Origin of the sequence: Hyphomicrobium sp. (genome assembly GCF_051860585.1) — a bacterium.
Lineage (GTDB): Bacteria > Pseudomonadota > Alphaproteobacteria > Rhizobiales > Hyphomicrobiaceae > Hyphomicrobium_C.
Genome location: NZ_JBHYDS010000001.1, coordinates 519,430 through 539,650 on the forward strand (window position 1 = coordinate 519,430; position 20,221 = coordinate 539,650).

The 20,221-nt window shown below is 64.8% G+C and carries 22 protein-coding genes; 12 read left to right on the forward strand and 10 right to left on the reverse strand.

What is annotated here, in order from left to right; genetic code table 11:
* Positions 1–38: 38 nt before the first annotated feature.
* On the reverse strand, positions 39–458 hold the full coding sequence (arfB, locus tag ACTIFK_RS02345; RefSeq protein ID WP_439541429.1) for an alternative ribosome rescue aminoacyl-tRNA hydrolase ArfB: 420 nt from the start codon (positions 456–458) through the stop codon (positions 39–41).
* Positions 459–602: 144 nt separating this feature from the next.
* Between arfB and ACTIFK_RS02350 the strand changes: the two genes are divergently transcribed.
* Positions 603–947 (forward strand): hypothetical protein, encoded by a 345-nt coding sequence (locus tag ACTIFK_RS02350; RefSeq protein WP_439541430.1) that lies wholly within the window; start codon positions 603–605, stop codon positions 945–947.
* Positions 948–987: 40 nt separating this feature from the next.
* Here the strand turns inward: ACTIFK_RS02350 and rfbD are convergent, their stop codons facing one another.
* The 4 genes from rfbD to ACTIFK_RS02370 form a co-directional block, all read right to left on the reverse strand.
* Complete coding sequence (gene rfbD / locus ACTIFK_RS02355) at positions 988–1,872, reverse strand: dTDP-4-dehydrorhamnose reductase (RefSeq protein WP_439541431.1); 885 nt, start codon at positions 1,870–1,872, stop codon at positions 988–990.
* Positions 1,873–1,955: 83 nt separating this feature from the next.
* The gene (locus ACTIFK_RS02360; RefSeq protein ID WP_439541432.1) at positions 1,956–2,336 is read right to left on the reverse strand and encodes a hypothetical protein; all 381 of its coding nucleotides are present in this window, start codon (positions 2,334–2,336) and stop codon (positions 1,956–1,958) included.
* Positions 2,337–2,496: 160 nt separating this feature from the next.
* On the reverse strand, positions 2,497–4,095 hold the full coding sequence (locus ACTIFK_RS02365; RefSeq protein ID WP_439541433.1) for a phytoene desaturase family protein: 1,599 nt from the start codon (positions 4,093–4,095) through the stop codon (positions 2,497–2,499).
* Positions 4,096–4,308: 213 nt separating this feature from the next.
* A complete protein-coding gene (locus ACTIFK_RS02370; protein WP_439541434.1) occupies positions 4,309–4,626 on the reverse strand; it encodes a hypothetical protein in 318 nt (105 codons plus the stop codon).
* A gap of 176 nt (positions 4,627–4,802) precedes the next feature.
* Here ACTIFK_RS02370 and ACTIFK_RS02375 point away from each other — a divergent pair, with 176 nt between their 5' ends.
* Positions 4,803–5,267, forward strand: a complete 465-nt coding sequence (locus ACTIFK_RS02375) for an AAC(3)-I family aminoglycoside N-acetyltransferase (protein ID WP_439541435.1) — start codon at positions 4,803–4,805, stop codon at positions 5,265–5,267.
* A gap of 149 nt (positions 5,268–5,416) precedes the next feature.
* Entirely contained in the window at positions 5,417–6,604 is a 1,188-nt protein-coding gene (locus tag ACTIFK_RS02380; protein WP_439541436.1) for a hypothetical protein, read from the forward strand.
* Positions 6,605–6,780: 176 nt separating this feature from the next.
* Here the strand turns inward: ACTIFK_RS02380 and ACTIFK_RS02385 are convergent, their stop codons facing one another.
* Positions 6,781–7,677 carry a branched-chain amino acid aminotransferase gene (locus ACTIFK_RS02385; RefSeq protein ID WP_439541437.1) on the reverse strand — a complete coding sequence of 299 codons (897 nt, stop codon included), beginning with the start codon at positions 7,675–7,677 and terminating at the stop codon, positions 6,781–6,783.
* A gap of 165 nt (positions 7,678–7,842) precedes the next feature.
* Here ACTIFK_RS02385 and ACTIFK_RS02390 point away from each other — a divergent pair, with 165 nt between their 5' ends.
* The 4 genes from ACTIFK_RS02390 (at position 7,843) to ACTIFK_RS02405 (ending at position 11,049) form a co-directional block, all read left to right on the forward strand.
* Positions 7,843–8,421: a MarR family winged helix-turn-helix transcriptional regulator gene (locus tag ACTIFK_RS02390; RefSeq protein ID WP_439541438.1), complete on the forward strand. Its 579-nt coding sequence runs from the start codon at positions 7,843–7,845 to the stop codon at positions 8,419–8,421.
* The gene (locus ACTIFK_RS02395) at positions 8,418–9,143 is read left to right on the forward strand and encodes a response regulator transcription factor (protein ID WP_439541439.1); all 726 of its coding nucleotides are present in this window, start codon (positions 8,418–8,420) and stop codon (positions 9,141–9,143) included. Before ACTIFK_RS02390 ends, ACTIFK_RS02395 begins: the two co-directional genes overlap by 4 nt.
* A 62-nt stretch (positions 9,144–9,205) precedes the next feature.
* Entirely contained in the window at positions 9,206–10,585 is a 1,380-nt protein-coding gene (locus ACTIFK_RS02400; RefSeq protein WP_439541548.1) for an ATP-binding protein, read from the forward strand.
* Positions 10,586–10,779: 194 nt separating this feature from the next.
* Positions 10,780–11,049: a hypothetical protein gene (locus ACTIFK_RS02405; RefSeq protein ID WP_439541440.1), complete on the forward strand. Its 270-nt coding sequence runs from the start codon at positions 10,780–10,782 to the stop codon at positions 11,047–11,049.
* Positions 11,050–11,435: 386 nt separating this feature from the next.
* On the opposite strand, the gene proC is transcribed toward ACTIFK_RS02405, so the two are convergent.
* The 3 genes from proC to ACTIFK_RS02420 form a co-directional block, all read right to left on the reverse strand.
* On the reverse strand, positions 11,436–12,260 hold the full coding sequence (gene proC / locus ACTIFK_RS02410) for a pyrroline-5-carboxylate reductase (RefSeq protein ID WP_439541441.1): 825 nt from the start codon (positions 12,258–12,260) through the stop codon (positions 11,436–11,438).
* Between the two features lie 60 nt (positions 12,261–12,320).
* Positions 12,321–12,818, reverse strand: a complete 498-nt coding sequence (locus ACTIFK_RS02415) for a YbjN domain-containing protein (protein WP_439541442.1) — start codon at positions 12,816–12,818, stop codon at positions 12,321–12,323.
* Between the two features lie 296 nt (positions 12,819–13,114).
* The gene (locus ACTIFK_RS02420; RefSeq protein ID WP_439541443.1) at positions 13,115–13,387 is read right to left on the reverse strand and encodes an accessory factor UbiK family protein; all 273 of its coding nucleotides are present in this window, start codon (positions 13,385–13,387) and stop codon (positions 13,115–13,117) included.
* A 269-nt stretch (positions 13,388–13,656) separates the two neighbouring features.
* Between ACTIFK_RS02420 and lgt the strand changes: the two genes are divergently transcribed.
* From lgt to ACTIFK_RS02445, 5 genes are all read left to right on the forward strand, one after another.
* A complete protein-coding gene (lgt, locus tag ACTIFK_RS02425; protein WP_439541444.1) occupies positions 13,657–14,508 on the forward strand; it encodes a prolipoprotein diacylglyceryl transferase in 852 nt (283 codons plus the stop codon).
* The gene (locus ACTIFK_RS02430; RefSeq protein ID WP_439541445.1) at positions 14,505–15,635 is read left to right on the forward strand and encodes a class I SAM-dependent methyltransferase; all 1,131 of its coding nucleotides are present in this window, start codon (positions 14,505–14,507) and stop codon (positions 15,633–15,635) included. Before lgt ends, ACTIFK_RS02430 begins: the two co-directional genes overlap by 4 nt.
* 61 nt (positions 15,636–15,696) lie before the next feature.
* A complete protein-coding gene (gene pgeF / locus ACTIFK_RS02435) occupies positions 15,697–16,470 on the forward strand; it encodes a peptidoglycan editing factor PgeF (protein ID WP_439541446.1) in 774 nt (257 codons plus the stop codon).
* 204 nt (positions 16,471–16,674) lie between these two features.
* Positions 16,675–17,763 (forward strand): hypothetical protein, encoded by a 1,089-nt coding sequence (locus ACTIFK_RS02440; protein ID WP_439541447.1) that lies wholly within the window; start codon positions 16,675–16,677, stop codon positions 17,761–17,763.
* Positions 17,764–17,948: 185 nt separating this feature from the next.
* A complete protein-coding gene (locus tag ACTIFK_RS02445) occupies positions 17,949–18,881 on the forward strand; it encodes a ribose-phosphate pyrophosphokinase (protein ID WP_439541448.1) in 933 nt (310 codons plus the stop codon).
* A gap of 13 nt (positions 18,882–18,894) precedes the next feature.
* Here the strand turns inward: ACTIFK_RS02445 and zigA are convergent, their stop codons facing one another.
* Positions 18,895–20,154 carry a zinc metallochaperone GTPase ZigA gene (zigA, locus tag ACTIFK_RS02450; RefSeq protein ID WP_439541449.1) on the reverse strand — a complete coding sequence of 420 codons (1,260 nt, stop codon included), beginning with the start codon at positions 20,152–20,154 and terminating at the stop codon, positions 18,895–18,897.
* Between the last annotated feature and the right edge of the window lie 67 nt (positions 20,155–20,221).

Consider the following 20,221-nt stretch of genomic DNA (forward strand, 5'->3'; position numbering starts at 1 on the left):
GGGCTGGCGTGAAAGGGCGGCGCGAAAGGGCTGGCCGCTCAATCGAACGACTTCGACTGGCGGAGCTTCTTGACGCCCCCGCGTTTCACCTTGCTGTCGACGCGGCGCGCCTTGGCGGAGCGGCTCGGCTTGGTGGCGATGCGCCGCTTCGGCACATGGAGCGCGGCGCGCACCAGTTCCACGAGACGCTGGCGGGCGTCGTCCCGGTTGCGCTCCTGCGTGCGGTGGCGCTCGGCGCGGATGATCAGAACGCCCTCGTCGGTGATGCGCCGGCCGGCGAGTTTGACGAGGCGGTCGCGCACCGCGAGCGTCAGGCTGCCGGAATGGCGCACATCGAAGCGCAGCTCGACGGCGGTCGAAACCTTGTTGACGTTCTGGCCGCCCGGACCGGAGGCGCGGATGAAGCGTTCCTCCAACTCGTCGTCGTTAATCGAGAGGGTGTCGTTAATGTCCAGCATGGTTCGGATTTAGCAGAGTTCCGCGGCCGGGAAACCTGGAATGTCACTGGCGATGGCGCGTGGCGCGGCCAAAGTGTTTCCTTGGGCACTGACAGACGCCGCGAGACGGCGGAGGGTTAGGGTATCTGTCTAATGGAGGCTTTCATGCTCACCACATTCGACCTCGTCATCTGCAGTTTCCTGGCGATCGTTCTCCTGCCCCTGACGATTTCATCACTCATTGCGGGCTCGCCGGCGCCGCCGCACAACATGTTCATTACGAAATACTACGAAGCGGAACCGCGCCTCATGCTGCTGAGCAACCTGTTCCTGCTCACAGTATGCGCCACCGCCATCCACAAGCTCGCGACCCACTTCGGTCTCTTGAGCCAGTCCATGTCGGACAGCCTCGAGTTGTGGATCGGCGTGCCGTTCTTCATCCTGCTGGTGGCGTTCCTCGGCCTTTTCATCAAGGCCTTTCTCAAGGTGCGCCGGGCGAAGACGGCTTGAGTCGTCTGTGACGCGGAGCCCGCGAAGGCGATGGGTCGCTTCAGGGCGAACCCACCGCCTTGACGCATTCGGTCACGCCGTACTGCCACGGCGGGAGACGGAGCGCGAAGGTTCGCTCGAACTTGTCACACTTCAGCGCCGCATTGACCGGGCGCGGGGCGAGCGCGGGATATTCGGACGAGGCAATCGCTTCGAGGTTCGGCGCGGCGCCTGTGCGCGGGGCGCGGGCGAGCAACTCGGACGCCAGCCCATGCCACGTCGTCTCTCCCGTGCCGGCCGCGTGGTAGGTACCCCACGGCCCTGCTTCCGGCGGGTTTGCAGCCAAGCGGCAGGCGATGTCGAGAATGGCCGCCGCGAGGTGAGGCGCGTACGTCGGGTTGCCGCGCTGGTCGGCGACGACGCGCAGCGGTTTGCCGGATTGGGCTTGCGCAAGCATGCGGGCGGCAAAGCCGTTCGCGGCGGTGCTGAACACCCATCCTGTTCGAATGATCACATGGCGCGGGTTCGCGTCCGCCACCGCGCATTCACCTTCGTATTTCGAGCGCCCGTAGACCGTTGCGGGCGACGGCGTATCGTCTTCCTCGTATGCGGTGGGTTTTTCGCCATCGAAGACGTAGTGCGTCGAGAGATGGATGACGGGAATGTTGCGGCGGGCCGCGGCTCGCGCCAGCAGCGCCGCGCCTTCCCGGTTCAGCGCGAACACGGCCTCTTGGTCGTGCTCGGCCTTGTCGACGGCGGTGTAGGCCGCGCTGTTGATGACCATGTCCGGCGACAGGTCGCCGAAGGCGCGCTCGATCGAGCGCGGGTCGCGGACATCGAGGGCCGGACGCCCGGCCGCCAGAGCCTTGATTTCCTGCCGCGAGGGCGCCGCCTCGATCAACGCCCGCGCCACCAGTCCGTGCCAGCCTGCTATCAACAGCCGCATGTCATTCCGGTCTTATCCGCTCGTCCGGATGCAGGATAGCAGCGCCGGGCCCAGACGACACGTGGGGCGCGCGGGAGACGGCTTCAAGCGCACGTCGCGAGACGGACGGACTTACCGCCTTCGGCGACGGCCGCGATGTGCGGACGCGGCAGCGCACTCGCCGAGGCGCCGCTCAGCGCGTTGCTGACGATGTCCTGCTCCATGCCATGCTCCAGACCCTCGCGCGCGAGGTCATGGGCGTATTGCAGCAGCGCGTCGTGGATCGCGGCCCGCAGCGTTTCCGCGAAGGCCAAGCGCGCGCGGCCGCCGGCGACGAAGCCCTCGGTCGAGGTCAGGTCGATCGTGCAATCCGACCCGGAGAGGCGGGTGACGCCGTGCATCAGGTCGCGAACAGCGCGCAATTCACGTTCGTAATCGAAAGCGAGGTCGCGCTTCATGGATATGTAATCGGTAAGCTTGCCCATCTGAATTTCTCCCATTCGCCGCTCTGCGGCATGGGTGAAGGCTCGATTTATTCGCTTACCAAACGATTAATAACGCGCCGTGGCCGGATTATTATCTTAGATATATCATATAGTTGATAACTGTCGCAGGTTGCCGGTCAGCGCACGTGGCGCAGCCAGTTCAGCGCCTCCTGCGCAGGTCCCGGAGAATCTCGCGGGCCGCGTTGTGGCCGGGAACACCGGTCACGCCGCCGCCGGGATGGGCGCCCGAGGCGCACAGGTAGAGACCGGCCAGCGGCATGCGGTAGTCGGCGTGGCCGAGGACGGGACGCAGCGAAAACAGCTGATCGAGCGACAGGGCGCCGTGGAAGATATCGCCATCGACCATGCCGAAGCGCTGCTCGATATCCAGCGGCGACAGAATCTGGCGGCCGAGGACGCTCGCTTTGAAGTTCGGCGCGTGGCGCGTCACAGTCTCGATCACGAGATCCGCAAAGGCTTCCTTTTCCGCGGGGTCCGCCCACGAGCGGGGAGCGGGCAGGTGCGGCGCGACGTGCTGGATGAACAGGCTCGCGACGTGGCGGCCCTCGGGCGCGAGGGTTTTGTCGAGCATGGAGGGGATCAGCATCTCGACCACCGGCTCTTTCGACCAGCCATCGCGGCGGGCATCGAGGTAGGCGCGCTCGAGGTAGTCCATCGTTGGGCCGATGACGATGCCCGCGCCGAGGGTTCCATCATCCTCGCCGCGGCCGCGCATACAGGTGAAGCGCGGCAGCTCCGCCAGCGCCACGTTCATGCGGAAGCTGCCGGAGCCGGATTTCAACGTCTTCAGGCGATGATGCAAATCCGGCGCGACGGCGCCGCCGGGTACCAGGCGGGAGAACAGCAATTTCGGTGGAATGGCGGCCGCGACGGCGCGGGCACGCACCACTTCGCCGTTTGCCAGCGCGACGCCGGCGGCGCGGCCGTTTTCGACCACGACTTGGGCCACCGGCACTTCGGTTCGGATCTTGGCGCCCTTTTCGCGCGCCGCCGACGCGATGGCCGCGCTGATGGCGCCCATGCCGCCAATGGCATGGCCCCAGACTCCGGTCTTGCCGTTCACTTCACCGAAGCAGTGGTGGAGCAGCACATACGCCGTACCGGGCGTCGAGGGCGCCGCGTAGGTGCCGACGATGCCGTCGAAAGCGAAGGCGGCCCTGACAGTCTCGTTCTCGAACCAGCGCGCGAGATAGTCGGCCGCGCTTTCGGTAAAGAGGGCGGCGAGATCGCGTTGCGTCTCGAGCGGCAGCTTCAAAATGGAATGCGACAGGCGCGCGCCCTTCCAGAGCGCCGCGAGCCCGCCACCCGAATTGGGCGGCGTTTCGAGCACCAAGCGTTTCAGCACCTGGGCTGCGCTGTCGAGGGCGGCGTCGTAGGCGGGAAGCCGGGCGGCGTCGCGTTCGGAAAAGGCCGCGATGGCCCGCTGGCGGGCGGCGAGACCGTAGGGCATCACGAGCGCGCGCGTGTCGTCGACGGGCCAGAAGTTGGCGACCTTGCGTTCGACGACACGCAGGCCGTGCCGATGCAGTTCGAGGTCGGCGATGACTTTCGGATTGAGAAGGCTCACGGTGTAGGCGGCGACGGAATTGCGGAAGCCCGGATGGAATTCCTCGGTGAAGGCCGCGCCGCCGACGTGGGCGTTTTTTTCGAGCACCACGACATCGAGGCCCGTGGCCGCCAAATACGCCGCGGCCGTCAGGCCGTTGTGGCCGCCGCCAATGATCGCAACGTCGTGCACTAGTGTCCCGATCCTGAAGTTGGCTTGAGTTTGCGGCTAGGTCCCGGAGCGAACTTCGGAATCACAGGGGACACTCGTCTCATAGATTTTCTCGTGTGATTCAGATCGATAAATTCGCATCCGACCTGGCCGCTCAATGTGGCGAATTTATCGATCATCACACGAGCGATCCTCCCCGAAAACGCGTTGCGTTTACGGAGACCTACATCGCACCTAGCCCCAGGTACAGACCGACTTGCTGCACCGCTTGCGGGTGCCGCCGATCACGCAGGTCGACGCCTCGAAGCGGCAATAGCGGCAGCTGTAGGAGGACAGGCAGCCACGATAGCTGCCGCCCTTCTGAAACTGGCAGGTGGTGATGTGCTGGCAGTCGCGGCCGGGATTGACGGCCTGGGCCAGGCTGCCCCCCGCCGTGGTGAGGGCCACGACTGCGGATAGGGCCGTCAGGCTGACAAGGCCGATCAGGACTTTGCGTAGGCGTTGCATGGCGATGCCCGTGCGGTTTGATCCAACCGGCCAACTTTCTGCCACATTTCGGCATCTGACAACTAGTGATCGGCGTCCGCGCAGCCCCACGGAACAGGCTGCTCGGCGGCGGGGTCATTCTGCCGAAAACGAATGCTCCCGATTGCCGCCGCGTTTCGTGGCTCCACTCTGTTTCAAGGCTCCGCACTGGATGTCGTTGAACTCGAAGTCAGGTTTCTCACATGGCGCCCGTTTCGACCCCTTTCATCCGCCAGCTCGGAGCGGATGACGTTGGTCACTTTCGCAAGCTCCTCGATCTGTTCGGCGACGTGTTCGAGGACCGCGACACGTACTCGGGCGCACAGCCCGACGACGCCTATCTGAAGCGGCTGCTTGGCGGAAACGCCTTCGTCGCGCTCGCGGCGATGCGGGATGGCGCAACCGTCGGAGGCCTTGCAGCCTACGAGCTCATGAAGTTCGAGCAGGCGCGCAGCGAATTCTACATCTACGACCTCGCGGTGGCGGCCGAGCATCGCCGCCAGGGCATCGCAACGGCGCTCATCGCGAAGCTCAAGGATATCGCGCAGTCACGCGGCGCGTATGTGATCTATGTCCAGGCGGATCTCGTCGATGATCCTGCGATCGCGCTCTACACGAAGCTCGGGATCCGGGAGGACGTTCTGCACTTCGATATCCCGGTGCCGTAAGCGACGCAGCGCGGGCGGGGCTGCCAGGTGCGTCCGCTCGTTTCCCCGGGGTGGACGTTGGCCGCCCTATCGAGTGACGCTCGACTGGATGTTGTAAACGGCGTCTCGACAAACTACGGTCGACATTCAGAACCGATCAGGGAGCCGCAATGCGCAGCTTGGCCGTTATTGTGTTGCTCGCCGCTACCCCGCTCGCCCCCTCGTTCGACATCCATACATTTCGTTTGATCGATATTGCGATAGCGGCAGAGGACGTCAGTAGCAAAGACGCATTCGATGCTGCGAAAGAGTTGGGCACGGCGGACGCGTGGAACGCGTTTCTGGAAATCTATCCCACCGGCTTTTACGCCAATCTTGCCCACGGCTACTTGAAGAAGCTCGGAAGCGACGCGCCGAAACCAGCTCAGGCCAAGAAGCAGGTCAGCGCCAAGAAAGCGCCTGCGACTGGCGGTGCGCCGCTCGGCCCTAACGTCAGCCTGGCAGGTAAACGCCTCTTTCCCGACGACAGTCCTTGGCACCAAGACATTTCTGAGGCTCCCATCGATGCAAACTCCGAGGCGATCCTTGCCCGCATCGGCATGGACAAGCCGCTGCGCGCAGACTTCGGGCCCGAGTGGGAGGGCAAGCCCGTCGGCATCCCGTATGTCGTCGTCGGTGCTGACCAGAAAAGAGTACCCGTAACGTTCACTTACGCGGACGAAAGCGACGCGGGCCCTTATCCAGTTCCGCAGGACGCCCCGATCGAGGGCGGCCCTAATGGCGACGGGGATCGCCACATCCTGGTGCTCGATCGAGACAGCTCGCAGCTATGGGAATTATTCAACGCCTTTCCCGACGGCAATGGCGGCTGGAAAGCGGACAGCGGCGCGATCTGGAACTTGAAGGAAAACCAAGTTCGCCCCGCAGGTTGGACATCGGCCGACGCCGCCGGCCTGCCCATTCTGCCCGGTCTCGTTCGCTACGACGAGGTTGTTGAGAAGGGGGCAGTGGAGCATGCGATGCGTTTCACTCTCGCCAAGTCGCGTCGGGCCTACGTTCCGCCGGCCAGCCATTGGGCGAGTAAGCTGAACGATGAAGACCTGCCGCCGATGGGCATGCGCGTGCGTCTCAAGGCTGATTATGACACTTCGGGCTTCGGGCCCGAAGCCAAGGTGATCCTCGAGGCGTTGAAAAAGTACGGCATGATCCTCGCTGACAACGGCAGTGACAATTTCATCAGCGGCGCTCCCGACGACCGATGGGACGTGGACGCCTTGCGTCAGCTCATGCGCGTGACGACGAAGGATCTCGAGATCATCGAAATGACAGACATGGTGATCGACGAGCGAAGCAAGTAGCTCACGCTCGCTGTCGAAGTCTGCATCCGGCTCTAAAGACATCACGGGCGTGTCATCGCGAGACTGCTGTCGGGTCCGGGTGACGATGTCTCCCAATGGCCCGAAGCTGAAACGAAACCGGGGCGCCTCGTGAGAGACGCCCCGAATTTAACCTTTGTCGATCGGACGGCCGGCGACTACTCGGCGGCGAGCTTCTTGTCGGGCTGGACGAGCGTCATGTAGTCGTTGAGCAGCGTCTCGGAGATCTGGCCGGGTGTGTACTTGAAGTCCCCGATCTCGGAGACCGGCGTCACCTCGGCCGCGGTGCCGGTGATGAAGCATTCGGTGAAGCTGCCAAGCTCATCCGGAAGAATTGCGCGCTCGCGCAGTTCATAGCCGCGCTTCTTGGCAAGCGCGATGACCGTGCGGCGCGTGATGCCGTCCAGGAAGCAATCGGCCTCGGGCGTGTGGATGACGCCGTCCTTGATGAAAAAGATATTCGCGCCCGTGCATTCGGCCACGCGGCCGCGGTAGTCGAGCATCAGCGCGTCGGCTAGCCCTGCTCGCTCGGCGCGATGCTTCTCGATGGTGCAGATCATGTAGAGGCCGGCCGCCTTGGCCTTGGTCGGCGCGGTGGCGGGATCCGGGCGGCGGTATTTCGCGAAACCGATGCGGATGCCCTTCAGGCGCTGTTCCATCGGGAAGTACGAGCCCCAATCCCAGGCGGCGATGGCGAGATGGATCTTCGTCTTCTGGGCGGACACGCCCATCTGCTCGCTGCCGCGCCAGGCGATCGGGCGCACGTAGCAATCGACGAGCTTATTTGCCGCCACGACATCGCGGCAGGCCTGATCGATCTCGGCCACGCTTTGCGTGATTTCGAATTCCAGGATGCGGGCGCTCTCGATGAGGCGTTCCGTGTGCTCGGTGAGCTTGAAGATCTCGCCGCCATAGGCGCGCTCGCCCTCGAACACGGCGCTGCCGTAGTGAAGGGCGTGGGTCAGGATGTGGATGTCCGCTTCGCGCCAGGGTACGAGCTTGCCGTCCATCCAGATGAAACCGTCGCGGTCGTGGTAAGGAACGATCTCAGCCATGGTGACGTCCTGTTCGGCTCCCTCATTTCCCAGGCGTCCCTCTCAGCGTCACGCGTAACGTGACCGGGGTGGCGCCGAAGGGGAAAGAGCATTGCCTGCTGCGCGGCGCGGGGGCCGCTTGAAAATGACTTGCAAGACGTATCAATGGGCTTCAAATATGTCAACATGGCTGACATAACTCGCGACCCCTCCGCAAACCCGCGCACTGGAGCGCCCGGCGACACCGCCGAGGGCCAGTCCGTGCCGGGCAAGCCGCGGGAGAGCTTGATCGCGCACGTCGAGTTGTTTTTCTTCGCCTATCGCGATTTCACCGGCGATCCCGACGCCGTGCTGGCTCAATTCGGCTTCGGGCGGGCCCATCACAGGGTGCTGCATTTCGTCTGCCGCAATCCCGGCCTCAGAGTTGCCAACCTTCTCGAGATTCTGAAGATCACCAAGCAATCGCTCGCGCGGGTGCTGAAACAGCTCATTGGCGACGGATTCATCGTGCAGCGTGCCGGAGCGGAAGACCGCCGCGAGCGTCTGCTCTACCCTACCGCCAAGGGCACGCGCCTGGCCGACCGGCTGATGGCGTTGCAGGTTCAGCGGGTGGAGGCTGCCTTGGCGGCGGCGGGACCTGAGGCGGAAGCGGCGACCAGGCAGTTCCTGCTCGCCATGATTTCCGAAGAAGATCGTGATCAGGTCAGAACTCTGACCCGCGCCGCGGGGCGGGACGACAAGAGCGGCGGAGAGGACGGGACATGACGCAATCCAGCCAACGCGCGGACCCCCTGCCCGACGATGCGCCGCACGTGCTGATCGTCGACGACGACCACAAGATCCGCGACTTGCTCGCGCGCTATCTTTTCACCCAGGGATTCCGCGTCACGACGGCCGCCGATGGCGCGATGGCGCAGGCCTCGCTACGCGGGCTCGACTTCGACATCGTGCTGCTCGACGTCATGATGCCCGGCATCAGCGGACTAGAGCTTGCACGCGAGATCAAGCGGGAGCGCGACATTCCGATCTGCATGCTGACGGCGCGGGCCGAGCCTGAGCATCGCATCGAAGGCCTGGAGATCGGCGTCGACGATTACATCCCGAAGCCGTTCGAACCGCGTGAGCTGCTGCTCCGGCTGCGCAACATCCTGCGCCGCAGCCAGGGCGCGCCGCAGCAGCCTGCCCAGCCGCCCTCCGACGAGGTGCGCATGGGCACGTTCGTGTTCCACATTGCGCGGGGCGAGTTGCGCCGCAACGACGAGACGGTCAAGCTGACGGAACGCGAGCGCGATCTCTTGCGCCAGTTCGCACAAAAGCGCGGCCTGCCGATCCAACGCCATGAGCTCGCGACGGAGGATACCACCGGCAACGACCGGGCCATCGACGTGCAGATCAACCGACTGCGCCGCAAAATCGAAACCGACCCTTCCAACCCGGTCTATCTTCAGACCGTGCGCGGCAAAGGGTACATCCTGTATACCGATTAGCCGTGGACCTGCTCGGACCCTTCAACAGCGCATCCAACCGGGCAGCCCAAGCGTTCCGCTCCTTGACGGGGGCGTCCGCACCGGCGGCCGAGCGCCTCAAGGTGGCCAACCGCTCCTTCCTCAGCGCGCTCGCCGAGATGATGCCCAAGGGGCTCTACGCGCGTGCACTCATCATCATCATCGCACCAATCGTCGTGCTCGAAGGCGTGATCGCCTTCGTGTTCATGGAGCGCCACTGGCAGAACGTGACGCGCCGGCTCTCGGAGACGACCGCGCGGGACATCGCCGCCCTGATCGACATCTACGAGGCCTCGACGCCCAACGAATACGACGAAATCATCCGCATCGCGCGCGACCGGCTGAACCTTTCGATGCAGATCCTGTCTCCGGGAGACCTGCCGGAAGCGCGCCAGAAACCGTTCTTCGATCTGCTCGACAGGGCGCTCTCGCGCGAGATCTCCCGCCAGGTCAAACGCCCGTTCTGGATCGATACGGTGGGCCAGTCGCGCCACGTCGAGATCCGCGTGCAGCATGTGGACGCCATCCTGCGCTTTCTCGCGGTGCGCACGCAGACCTACGCCTCAAACTCGCACATCTTCCTGCTCTGGATGGTGGGCTCGTCGGTTATTCTGCTCACGGTCGCGATCCTGTTCCTGCGTAACCAGATCCGGCCCATTCTGCGGCTTGCCGAAGCGGTGGATGCCTTCGGCAAGGGGCGGCCCGTACCGGACGATTTCCAGCCGAGAGGCGCGCGCGAGGTCCGGCAGGCGGCGGCCGCATTCATCGAGATGCGCAATCGCATCCGCCAGCACGTCGAACAGCGCACGACCATGCTTGCGGGCGTCAGCCACGACCTCAGAACGGTGCTGACCCGCTTCAAGCTCGAACTCGCGTTCATGGGCGAAAGCCCTGACGTGCAGTCGCTCAAGGACGATGTCGACGAGATGCAGCACATGCTCGAAGACTATCTCGCCTTCGCGCGCGGGGACGGCGGCGAGGAAGCCACGCCGACCAACCTCACCGATCTGCTCGAGGACGTGCACGAGGAGGCGCAGGTCTACGGTACGTCGATCGAGCTCAAGTTGCGCAAGCGCCGCGGCGACATCATCCTTCCGCTCAAGCGCCAGGCCTTCAAGCGGGCGATCACCAACCTGGTGTCGAATGCGGTGCGCTACGGCGACCAGATCGTCATTCGCGCCGCGACGGAAGGCCAGTGGCTGCGCGTGGAAGTCGACGACAATGGGCCCGGCATTCCGGTCTCGGAGCGGGCGAACGTGTTCAAGCCATTCTATCGCATCGACCGGTCGCGCAATCAGAACGACGGCAACAGCGGCCTCGGCCTCGCCATCGCGCGGGATATCGCAAAGAGCCACGGCGGCGACATCACGCTCGGCGAAAGCTCGATGGGCGGCCTCAGGGCCATCATCTCCGTCCCGCTCTAGAGCCGTCCCACTGCTAGAGCTTCGACGGCCCAATCCGGCGTTTTCCGGCCCCAAAACACCGGTTTCAAAGCCCTCATCCGGGCGGCCATTCACGGGAACTTGAGTTACTTTATACCGCTCGTCTTTGTAACGTTATTTCCTGACCGAGCGGGAAAGCGTCCCGCATGCCGAAGGAGTTGACGATGATCCGAGCCATGACAGCATCCGTAGCGGCCGCCGCCGCGCTCGCTTTGTCCGGTCCCGCCTCCGCCGCAACACCCGTGTCACAGGAAACGCCGAGCGCCGACGCCTGCACCAAGAACATCGATGCGATGGGCGCGAGCATGGGCCATACGGCCGAAACTGCGCCGGACGGGCGCTCCGTACTGCGGTTTGTGCTGCGGACCAACGGGCTCGATTACGAGGTGATTTGCGATCCCAAGACGGGCATTCTCGGCGATATCACGCCGCGCACATCGCACTGAACCATCAGAACGTTTTTGCTATGAAATCAGCGGGTTCGCATTGTTGCGGCCCGTTTTTTTGTGCTCAGTCCGGGTACTACACATGTCCGTGATTGGGAAAAATGCCGCGTTGCACTAACTGTAACAGTATAGCATAACTTTGATCAGCGAGGGTGATGCTGCACTTGCAGCGGCGTCGAAGCCCAAGCTGCCCGCCAAGAGGGACCGCCACCCGCTTGACGGTCGTGACACTCAATACGGCGCGTGTGATCGAACCGGCTCTCCTCCTTGCTGGCTAGATCGCCCCGTATCGAGATCGCAGGGATCCGGTGGTTGGCCTTCGGGCTATGCGCCGGGTTCGAATGAGGATACGCAGCCGCGGGCGTGGGTCGTGTGACCCGCCATGATCACTTCGCCAGCTCGCGGCTGCGCCCCTCTCCAGCCAAAACGGCTTTTTTCAGCAGATCTTCGAAGCCGCCATCGGCCATCAGCACCGCCAGGGCAGCCGCCGTGGTGCCATTGGGCGAGGTCACGTTCTGACGCAGCGTGGCGGCATCAAGCTCTGAGCGCGCCAGGAGTTCGCCCGAGCCCGCAACAGTGGCGCGCGCGAGACGTCTCGACAGATCAGGATCGAGCCCGGCAGCGACCGCAGCCTTCTCCAGACATTCCGCAAGCAGGAACACATAGGCGGGGCCCGAGCCGGATACGGCGGTGACGGCATCCATCGCGGCCTCGCCGTCGACCCACACCACCTCGCCCACCGCCGACATCAGCGCTTCGCAGGCGGCGCGGCCTTCCGCGGTCACGTGGGCGTTCGGCGTGCATGCGGTGATGCCGCGGCCGATGGCTGCGGGCGTGTTGGGCATGGCGCGCACGACGGCGGCGCCCTGGGGAAGCTGCTTTTCAAAGCTCGACAACGTGCGACCTGCGGCGATGGAGATCGTCAGCGTGTTGGGGCCGGCGAGGCGCGCCACAGAGGGGAAGACGACGTCCATGAGCTGCGGCTTCACCGCCACCAGAATGACGCCGGGCGCCTCGCCCGTCGCATCGATGACCGGTTCAGCCGTGACGCCCAAGCGTGCCAGCAGGGCGGCGATCTCCGGCGGCGGCGCGGGATCCTGCACACGAATACGCGCGGGATCGAACCCGCGAGCGACCCAGCCCTCGAGCAGGGCGCCGCCCATCTTACCCGCTCCCACCAAAAGAAGCGGCCCGTCGAATGTGAATGCCATGGCTGTCAACCTGATGCGGAGCGGTGTAACGGGCGCCCAGAGGGCCCAGCTCCGCCGGCCTCAGGCTTGGCCCTCGGTCTGGAACATGGTGGACACGAGAGCTTCTCGGCTTTCCTTACCTGCCCAGACGACGAACTGGAAGGCCTGGTAGTAGCGTTCGCAGGACTCGAGCGCCGCCTTGAGGATCGCTTCGCATTGTCCGGGCGTGACGACCGCACCGTTCAGGAGCAGGGCGTGGCGGAACATGACGAGGCCTTCCTGCGTCCACAGATCGAAGTGGCCGAGCCAGAGCTGCTCGTTGATCTGGGCGATCAGGCGGTACATTTCGTTGAGGCGCTGTTCGGGGACGCGAAAATCGAATGCGCACGCGAGGTGCAGGGCTTCGAGGTCGTCACGCCAGTTCAGCGAGACATGATAGTCCGTCCAGTTGCCGCCGACGACCAGCGTCAGTTCGTCGTCACCTGCGCGATCGGTCGCCCAGTCATATGTGACCGCGAGCTGCTCCACCAAATCGATCGGGTGAATCACGCGCTCGTAGGCCTTTTCGGACGATGCCATTCTGGCTCCTTCAAACCTGCGCGACGGCCATTGCCGCCAGCGCACCGCGTCGCCGACACCTGCACGTCCTCCCATGTCGGGAATGGGGCAAATCACCGGTTGTCCTCAGTCGCGGGGACGAAAACAGAGGGGCGTCCGAGTCGCAAGCCAATGGCGGTTTTGTCCACGAGCATCTGTAATTTCGACACTTTTTCACCACCTCTCGCGCCGCCGGTGTGGACACGCGCCGCTTGCCACTCGACAGGCGCGCGCAATGCGCGGGTGGGCGCAAATCAGTCAGCAATCACGTGAGAAGTTCAGCGGCCGCCGGTTGCTTCGAGTGCGGCAATCCGTGCTTCGAGCGCCGATACGAGCGCGGCGAGACGTTCATTCTCGCCGCGAGCTTTTTCCGCCATCGCCTTGACGGCGTCGAACTCTTCGCGCTTCACGATGTCCATCGACTGGAGGATGCGTTCGGCCTGGCCGCGCATCACACCCTCGACCTCCCGCTTCACGCCCTGGGCCGCACCGGCCGCGTCCGTCATCAGCTTCGCGACTTCATCCAGCAGGCGGTTCGAGGTCTGGGTCATCCGGTGTCCTTCGCGTCACAATTTCGCTAACGCAGCTGCGATATGGCGCTCTCGCCGCCGCGTGCGCGGCCGATGGCGGCATCGTCAGGGTTTTGCTGATGCGGACTATGGTGGCTCGGGCGGCGCCATTCAAGCGCCGCCGCTGTCACAAGGGGCACGTGTTTCAAGCGATCCTGGCGCTTGACTCGCTTCCCGGGACCCGGCAGCGTCCCGCCGCCATTGAACCCGCTCCGCCGGGCGACACCCGAGAGCTAAGGGGCGCAAACGCCATGACCATTTTCGCTCTGCATTTTCCGGATTTCGATCCTGTCGCCCTCTCGATAGGGCCATTCGCGGTCAAATGGTACGGGCTCTCCTATCTGGCCGGGCTCGTGATCGGATGGCTCTATATCCGCCGCCTCCTCAGCCAACCCCACCTCTGGCGCAACGGCACGCCGCCGTTCAGCGTGGCGAAGGTGGACGACCTCCTGCTCTACATCACGCTCGGCGTGGTGCTCGGCGGCCGCCTCGGCTACGTCCTGCTCTACGAACCCGCCACCTACCTCGCTGCGCCCGGCGACATCCTGGCCGTCTGGAAGGGCGGCATGAGCTTCCACGGCGCGCTCGCGGGCTGCGCCCTCTCGGTCTGGCTGTTCGGCAAGCGCAATGGCGTCAGCGCGCTCAGCGCCATGGACCTCGGCACGGCGGCGGTGCCGCTCGGCATCTTCTTCGGGCGCATCGCGAACTTCATCAACGGCGAACTGTTCGGCCGCGTGTCAGACGTGCCGTGGGCGATGGTGTTCCCGCACGCGCGCTACCTGCACCCCGACGTCGAGCCCGCGACGCGCCATCCGAGCCAGCTCTACGAAGCCGCGCTCGAAGGGCTGGTGCTGTTCGCGGTCATCAGGCTGCTCACGCACTCGTTCGGCGCTCTGAAATCGCCCGGTTTCGTGACCGGCACGTTTCTCACGGGCTATGCGCTGGCGCGCTCGTTCGGCGAGATCTTCCGCGAACCGCACCTTGCGCACGCGCTCAACATCGGACCGCTGACGGCCGGGCAGATCTATTCATTGCCGATGCTGGCGGCCGGCCTCTATCTCATCTGGCGCGCGCGGCAAGAGGCTGCGCCCGGCGCGCAATGACGGGCGGGTCAAAGGAACGATCCGAGACGCCGCTCGAGGCTAGGCTCAAGGAGCGCATCCGCCGCGAGGGGCCGATGCTCGTCTCGGAGTACATGGCGCTCTGTCTCGACGATCCGGACTACGGCTATTACCGGCGGCAGCCGGCGATCGGAGCGGACGGAGATTTCGTCACGGCGCCGGAAATCAGCCAGGTGTTCGGCGAATTGATCGGGCTGTGGTGCGCCGTCGTCTGGCAGCAGATGGGCGCGCCGGAGCGGCTCAACCTCGTCGAGCTCGGGCCTGGGCGCGGCACCTTGATGCGCGATTGCCTGCGCGCCGCGAAGATCGTGCCGGGGTTTCGTGCGTCATTGACCGTGCACCTCGTCGACCGCAATGCAGCGCTGCGCGACGTGCAGCAAGCGGCGCTGGCGGACAGCGGCGTGCCGTTCCAGTTTCATGCGGACGCGTGCGACGCCTTGCGGTCGCCGTCTCAGATTGCCGGCGAGCCGACTCTCGTTCTCGCCAACGAATTTCTCGACGCGATGCCGATCGAGCAGTGGCAGCATGTGGACGGCGCATGGCGCACGTGTCAGGTCGCGCTGGATGCAACCGACGGCGGCTTCCGCTTTCAACCCGACTTGACGCCGGCCATTGCGCCCCGGTCCGTACCTCCCACCCTGAAACCGGGCGAGGGCGACATCTTCGAGGTCTCTCCGGCCATCGACGCGCTCGCCAGCAGCCTGCGCGCGCGTGCGGATCGCGCACCGCTCGCGGCGCTGTTCATCGATTACGGGCACGCCGCGTCCGGTTTCGGCGACACACTGCAGGGCGTGGCCGGGCACAGCTATGTCTCGCCGTTTCACAGGCCCGGCGAAACGGATCTTTCGGCGCAGGTCGACTTTCAGCGCTTCGGCGAAACGTGTCGCGCCTCGGGGCTCACGACTGACGGCCCCGTTCCCCAAGCGGAGCTGCTGGGGCGGCTCGGCCTCGTCGAACGCGCTTCGCGCCTGATGTCCGTCAACCCGGACAAGGCAGGCGCCATCGAGGCGGGCGCGCAGCGGCTGCTCGCGCCCTCGGGCATGGGCTCGCGCTTTCTCGCGCTCGGCGTAAGGTCGGCGGGCCTTGCGCCGCTACCTGGGCTTGCCTAAACCGAAGCGACGCATGGCCGACTCGGTCCTGACGACTTGGCCCTAACGACTGCGAGACCCCATGCTGAGCCCGATCCAGGCCGACAGCCTCTCCATCCTGCCCGGCATCCGGCACGGGTTCTTCACGCGGCAGGGCGGCACATCGCGCGGGCTTTACGCCAGGCTCAATTGCGGCGCGGGCTCGAAGGACGATCCGGTGGCCGTGATCGAGAACCGTTCGCTCGTGGCGCAGCACCTCGGCAGCTTCTTCGACGACGTGCAGACCATCTACCAAGTGCACAGCGCCGACGTGCACGTGGTTAACGCGTTGACGCCGCGCGAGAGCCTGCCCAAGGCCGACGGGCTCGTCACGCGCACGCGTGGGCTGGCGATCGGCATTCTCACCGCGGATTGCGCGCCGGTGCTGTTTGCCGATGCCGAGGCCGGCGTGGTGGGGGCGGCGCATGCGGGCTGGCGCGGTGCACTCGGCGGCGTGCTCGAGGCCACCGTCGCCGCAATGGAAAGCCAGGGCGCTGAGCGGTCTCGCATTTTTGCGGCTCTGGGGCCTGCAATCAGCCAGAAATCCTATGAGGTCGGGCCGGAGTTCGTCGCCGTGTTCGAGGCCGCCTCGTCCGACAACTCACGATTTTTCACGGTCCCCAAGGGCAAAACGACGCCCCACTTCGACCTGCCGTCGTTCGTGATGTATCGGCTCGGCAAGCTCGGCATTCATAACGCCGAGCGAGAATCGCCCTGCACCTATGAGAACGAATCGATGTTCTTCAGCTTTCGACGCTCCACGCATCGAAAAGAGCCCGATTACGGGCGCCAAATCTCCGCCATTGTTGTGGCCTAACTGCAAAATCCACAGTCTCGCTGTGGATGTTGCGGATAGAATTAGCCACGAAACCGTTTTCACCTCGATTCCGTCTGGACGCATTGCAGTCGTGTAGTTACAGGACTCGATAGTGGGTACCGGCAAAAGTTCGGGAGTGGATGGCCGCAAAGTTCGTACGCCGGCCGCCGGGTTACAGCGGATCATTCATAGGGGGACGTCATCGTGACGACCATTGATGCTGCTGCAGCATGGCGTGGAAACAAGTCCGTCGTGTTCGCAGTGTTCGCAGCTTTCATCGGTTTCGGCCTCGGCGGATGCGAGACGGGCGCGAGCCTGTTCCCAGCGGCGAGCGACCCCGGCACCTCAATCAGCACGAACGGCGCAACGCCCGTCCCGCAGGCCGCGAAGATCGCCATCGCGCCTGTGATCGGCGCGCCCGATGTCGTGGCCAAGCAGCTCCAAGCCCAGCTCACGACCGCGATCGAGGGCCAGCGCATCACCGTCGCCAAGTCGCCGACCGAAACCGCGGAATATACCATTCGCGGCTATGTCGTCTCCGCGCGCGAAAAGGGACGCACGAAAGTTTCCTACATCTGGGACGTCACCGACCCGGCCGGCAAGCGCGTCAACCGCATCACGGGCGAAGAAGTTCTCTCCGGCGCGCAGTCGAAAGATCCGTGGGCCGCAGTGACGCCGCAGGTCGTCGACACCATCTCCAGCAAGACGGCGGGCTCGCTCGCAACCTGGCTGCCGACGCAAAGCGCCGTCGCCGCTGGCGCAGCCGCTCCAGCCGGCGCGCAGGCGAACGCGCAAATCTCGAACGCGGCAGCCGGCGCGGTGCAGACGTCGGCCGTCGTGACGGGCGGGCAGATCGCGCCGCCGCCGGCTTCGGCATCGATCGCACCTTCGGCCGCTGGCGGTCCGACGACCGGCAGCATCGAGCGTCCCGGCGCGGTGAACGCCATGGTGCCGAGCGTCGTCGGTGCACCGGGCGACGGCAGCGTGGCCTTGACCACCGCCATCCAGCGCGAACTGACCCGCAGCGGCATCGCGCTCACGGCAGCGCCCTCCGAACAGACCTACCGGGTCGAGGGCAAGGTCGTCGTCGGGCAAGGGGCCAACGGCAAGCAGCCGATCCAGATCGACTGGGACGTTAAGGATCCGAAGGGCAAGAAGCTCGGCACGGTGTCTCAAAAGAACGAGATTCCGCAGGGCTCGCTGGACGGGGCCTGGGGCAAGACCGCAGACGCGGCGGCTTCGGCCGCAGCCCAGGGCATCCTGAAACTCATCCCTCAGACGAAGGTCAACTGACGCATGCCGCGGGGTCCATACTTGATGGACCGCGACACTACATCAACAGAGTCTGCTAAACATGCCGAGCCCGGGTGGTTTACACGCCCGGGCTCGCGCGTTAGAACGCGCGCCATCGAAGGGACGCAAGAGGACACTCGATGCCATTCGATGGGCGTGACGGCATGGGCAGAGGCGGCCAGACTATGAAGATCGTAGCTGGAAACAGCAACCGGCCGCTGGCTGACGCCATCGCTCAGTACCTCAAGGTCGCGCCTGCCAAGTCCCAGGTGAAGCGCTTCGCGGACATGGAAGTGTTCGTCGAGATCCAGGAGAACGTGCGCGGCCAGGATGCCTTCGTCATCCAGTCGACGTCGTTTCCCGCCAACGACAACCTGATGGAGCTCCTGATCCTCATCGATGCGTTGAAGCGCTCCTCCGCGCGCCGCATCACCGCCGTGATCCCCTACTTCGGCTATGCGCGCCAAGACCGGAAGCCCGGTCCGCGCACGCCCATCTCGGCCAAGCTGGTCGCCAACCTCATCGAGCGCGCCGGCGTCGATCGCGTGCTGACCGTCGACCTGCATGCCGGCCAGATCCAAGGCTTCTTCGACATCCCGACCGACAACCTGTTCGCCGCGCCCGTCATGGTGCGCGACATCCAAGAGCAATGCGACACGAAGAACCTCGTCGTCGTGTCGCCGGACGTCGGCGGCGTGGTGCGCGCGCGCGCTCTCGCCAAGCGGATCGACGTGCCGATCGCGATCTGCGACAAGCGCCGCGAGCGGCCGGGCGAGTCCGAGGTCATGAACGTGATCGGCGACGTGGACGGCAAGCAGTGCATCCTGATCGACGACATCGTCGACAGCGGCGGCACCATCGTCAATGCGGCCGACGCATTGCTCGAGAAGGGCGCGACCGACGTGATGTGCTACGTGACCCACGGCGTGCTGTCGGGCGGCGCGGTGTCGCGCATCCAGAACTCGCGCCTCAAGTCGCTCGTCATCACGGACTCGATCCTGCCGACCGCCGCCGTGCAGGCCGCGCGCAACATTCGCGTGCTGTCGATCGCGCCGCTGCTCGGAGAAGCCATCCTGCGCACCTCGCGCGAGGAAAGCGTGTCGAGCCTGTTCTACTGAGGGCTGATGCCGCTCATGCGGCCTCACGGCGCCAGGGCGGAAACGGATCCGGAAGTTTGGACCAGGCGCTCTGATCGGGCGGGGCCCCTTCGGACACGGTCACCAGGCAGGCGTCCAGGTCCCGGCGCATCGCCGCCTCGTCCATCTCGCTCAAGCCGATGAATACGATCTCCTGACGGCGGTCTCCCCACAGCTCGTGCCACGCGCTCTTGATGCGCGACACCATCTGCTCGTCCTCGGGCCAGTTCTTCTTCGGGACCGCGGCCCACCAGTAGCCGATGGCCTCATGCTTCACGACGGCGCCAGCCTGCGCAAGCTCGCCCACCCATTGCGGGCGCGTCGCCAGCCAGAAGAACCCTTTCGCGCGGATCACCCCCGGCCAGGATTTGTTGAAGAACGCATGCAGCTTGGCCGGCTCGAACGGCCTCCGGGCGCGGTAGACGAAGCTCGATATGCCGTATTCCTCGGACTCGGCATGATGATCCTTGTGGCCGTTGAGCTCCTTGAACCACGTGGGATGGCGATGGGCCGTCTCGAAGCTGAATGAGCCAGTGTCCAGGATTTCGGCGATCGCCACGCGCGCGTTTGCGGTCTCGATGACGCGGGCGTCGGCGTTGAGCGCCCGGATAATCGAACGGGCGGCGACGATCTGCTCGGGCGTGGCGATATCGATCTTGTTCAGCACGATGACGTCGGCGAACTCGATCTGTTCGACAAGAAGCTGCACCAGCGGCCGCTCGTCCTGCTCGGACGCGCGTTCGCCGCGGTCGCCAAGAAAATCCTGCGAGGCATAGTCCTTGAGAAGGTGCGCCGCGTCGACCACCGTCACCATCGTATCCAGGCGGGCAACATCCGACAGACTGAAGCCGTTCTCGTCGCGGAACTCGAACGTGGTGGCCACGGGAAGCGGTTCGGCGATCCCGGTCGATTCTATCAGCAGATAATCGAAGCGGCGCTCCGCGGCGAGCCGGCGCACCTCGCCCAGCAGATCGTCCCGCAGCGTGCAGCAGATGCATCCGTTCGACATCTCCACCAATGTCTCGTCCGTACGCGAGAGTTTTGCGCCGCCCTTTTCGACAAGCCCGGCGTCGATATTCACCTCGCTCATGTCGTTGACGATGACCGCAACCTTCAGGCCGTCGCGATTGTTCAGGACGTGATTGAGCAGCGTCGTCTTTCCGGCGCCGAGAAATCCCGAGAGCACGGTAACCGGAAGACGGCTATCGCCGGTGGCTGCATCGCCTTGGACGTGCGCGGCAAGCTTGCTGTCCATGAAGACTCCTGGAGGTATCTGAAGTTTTTTTGAGGTGGCAAATCCCAAGCACATGGGCTCAGTGAGT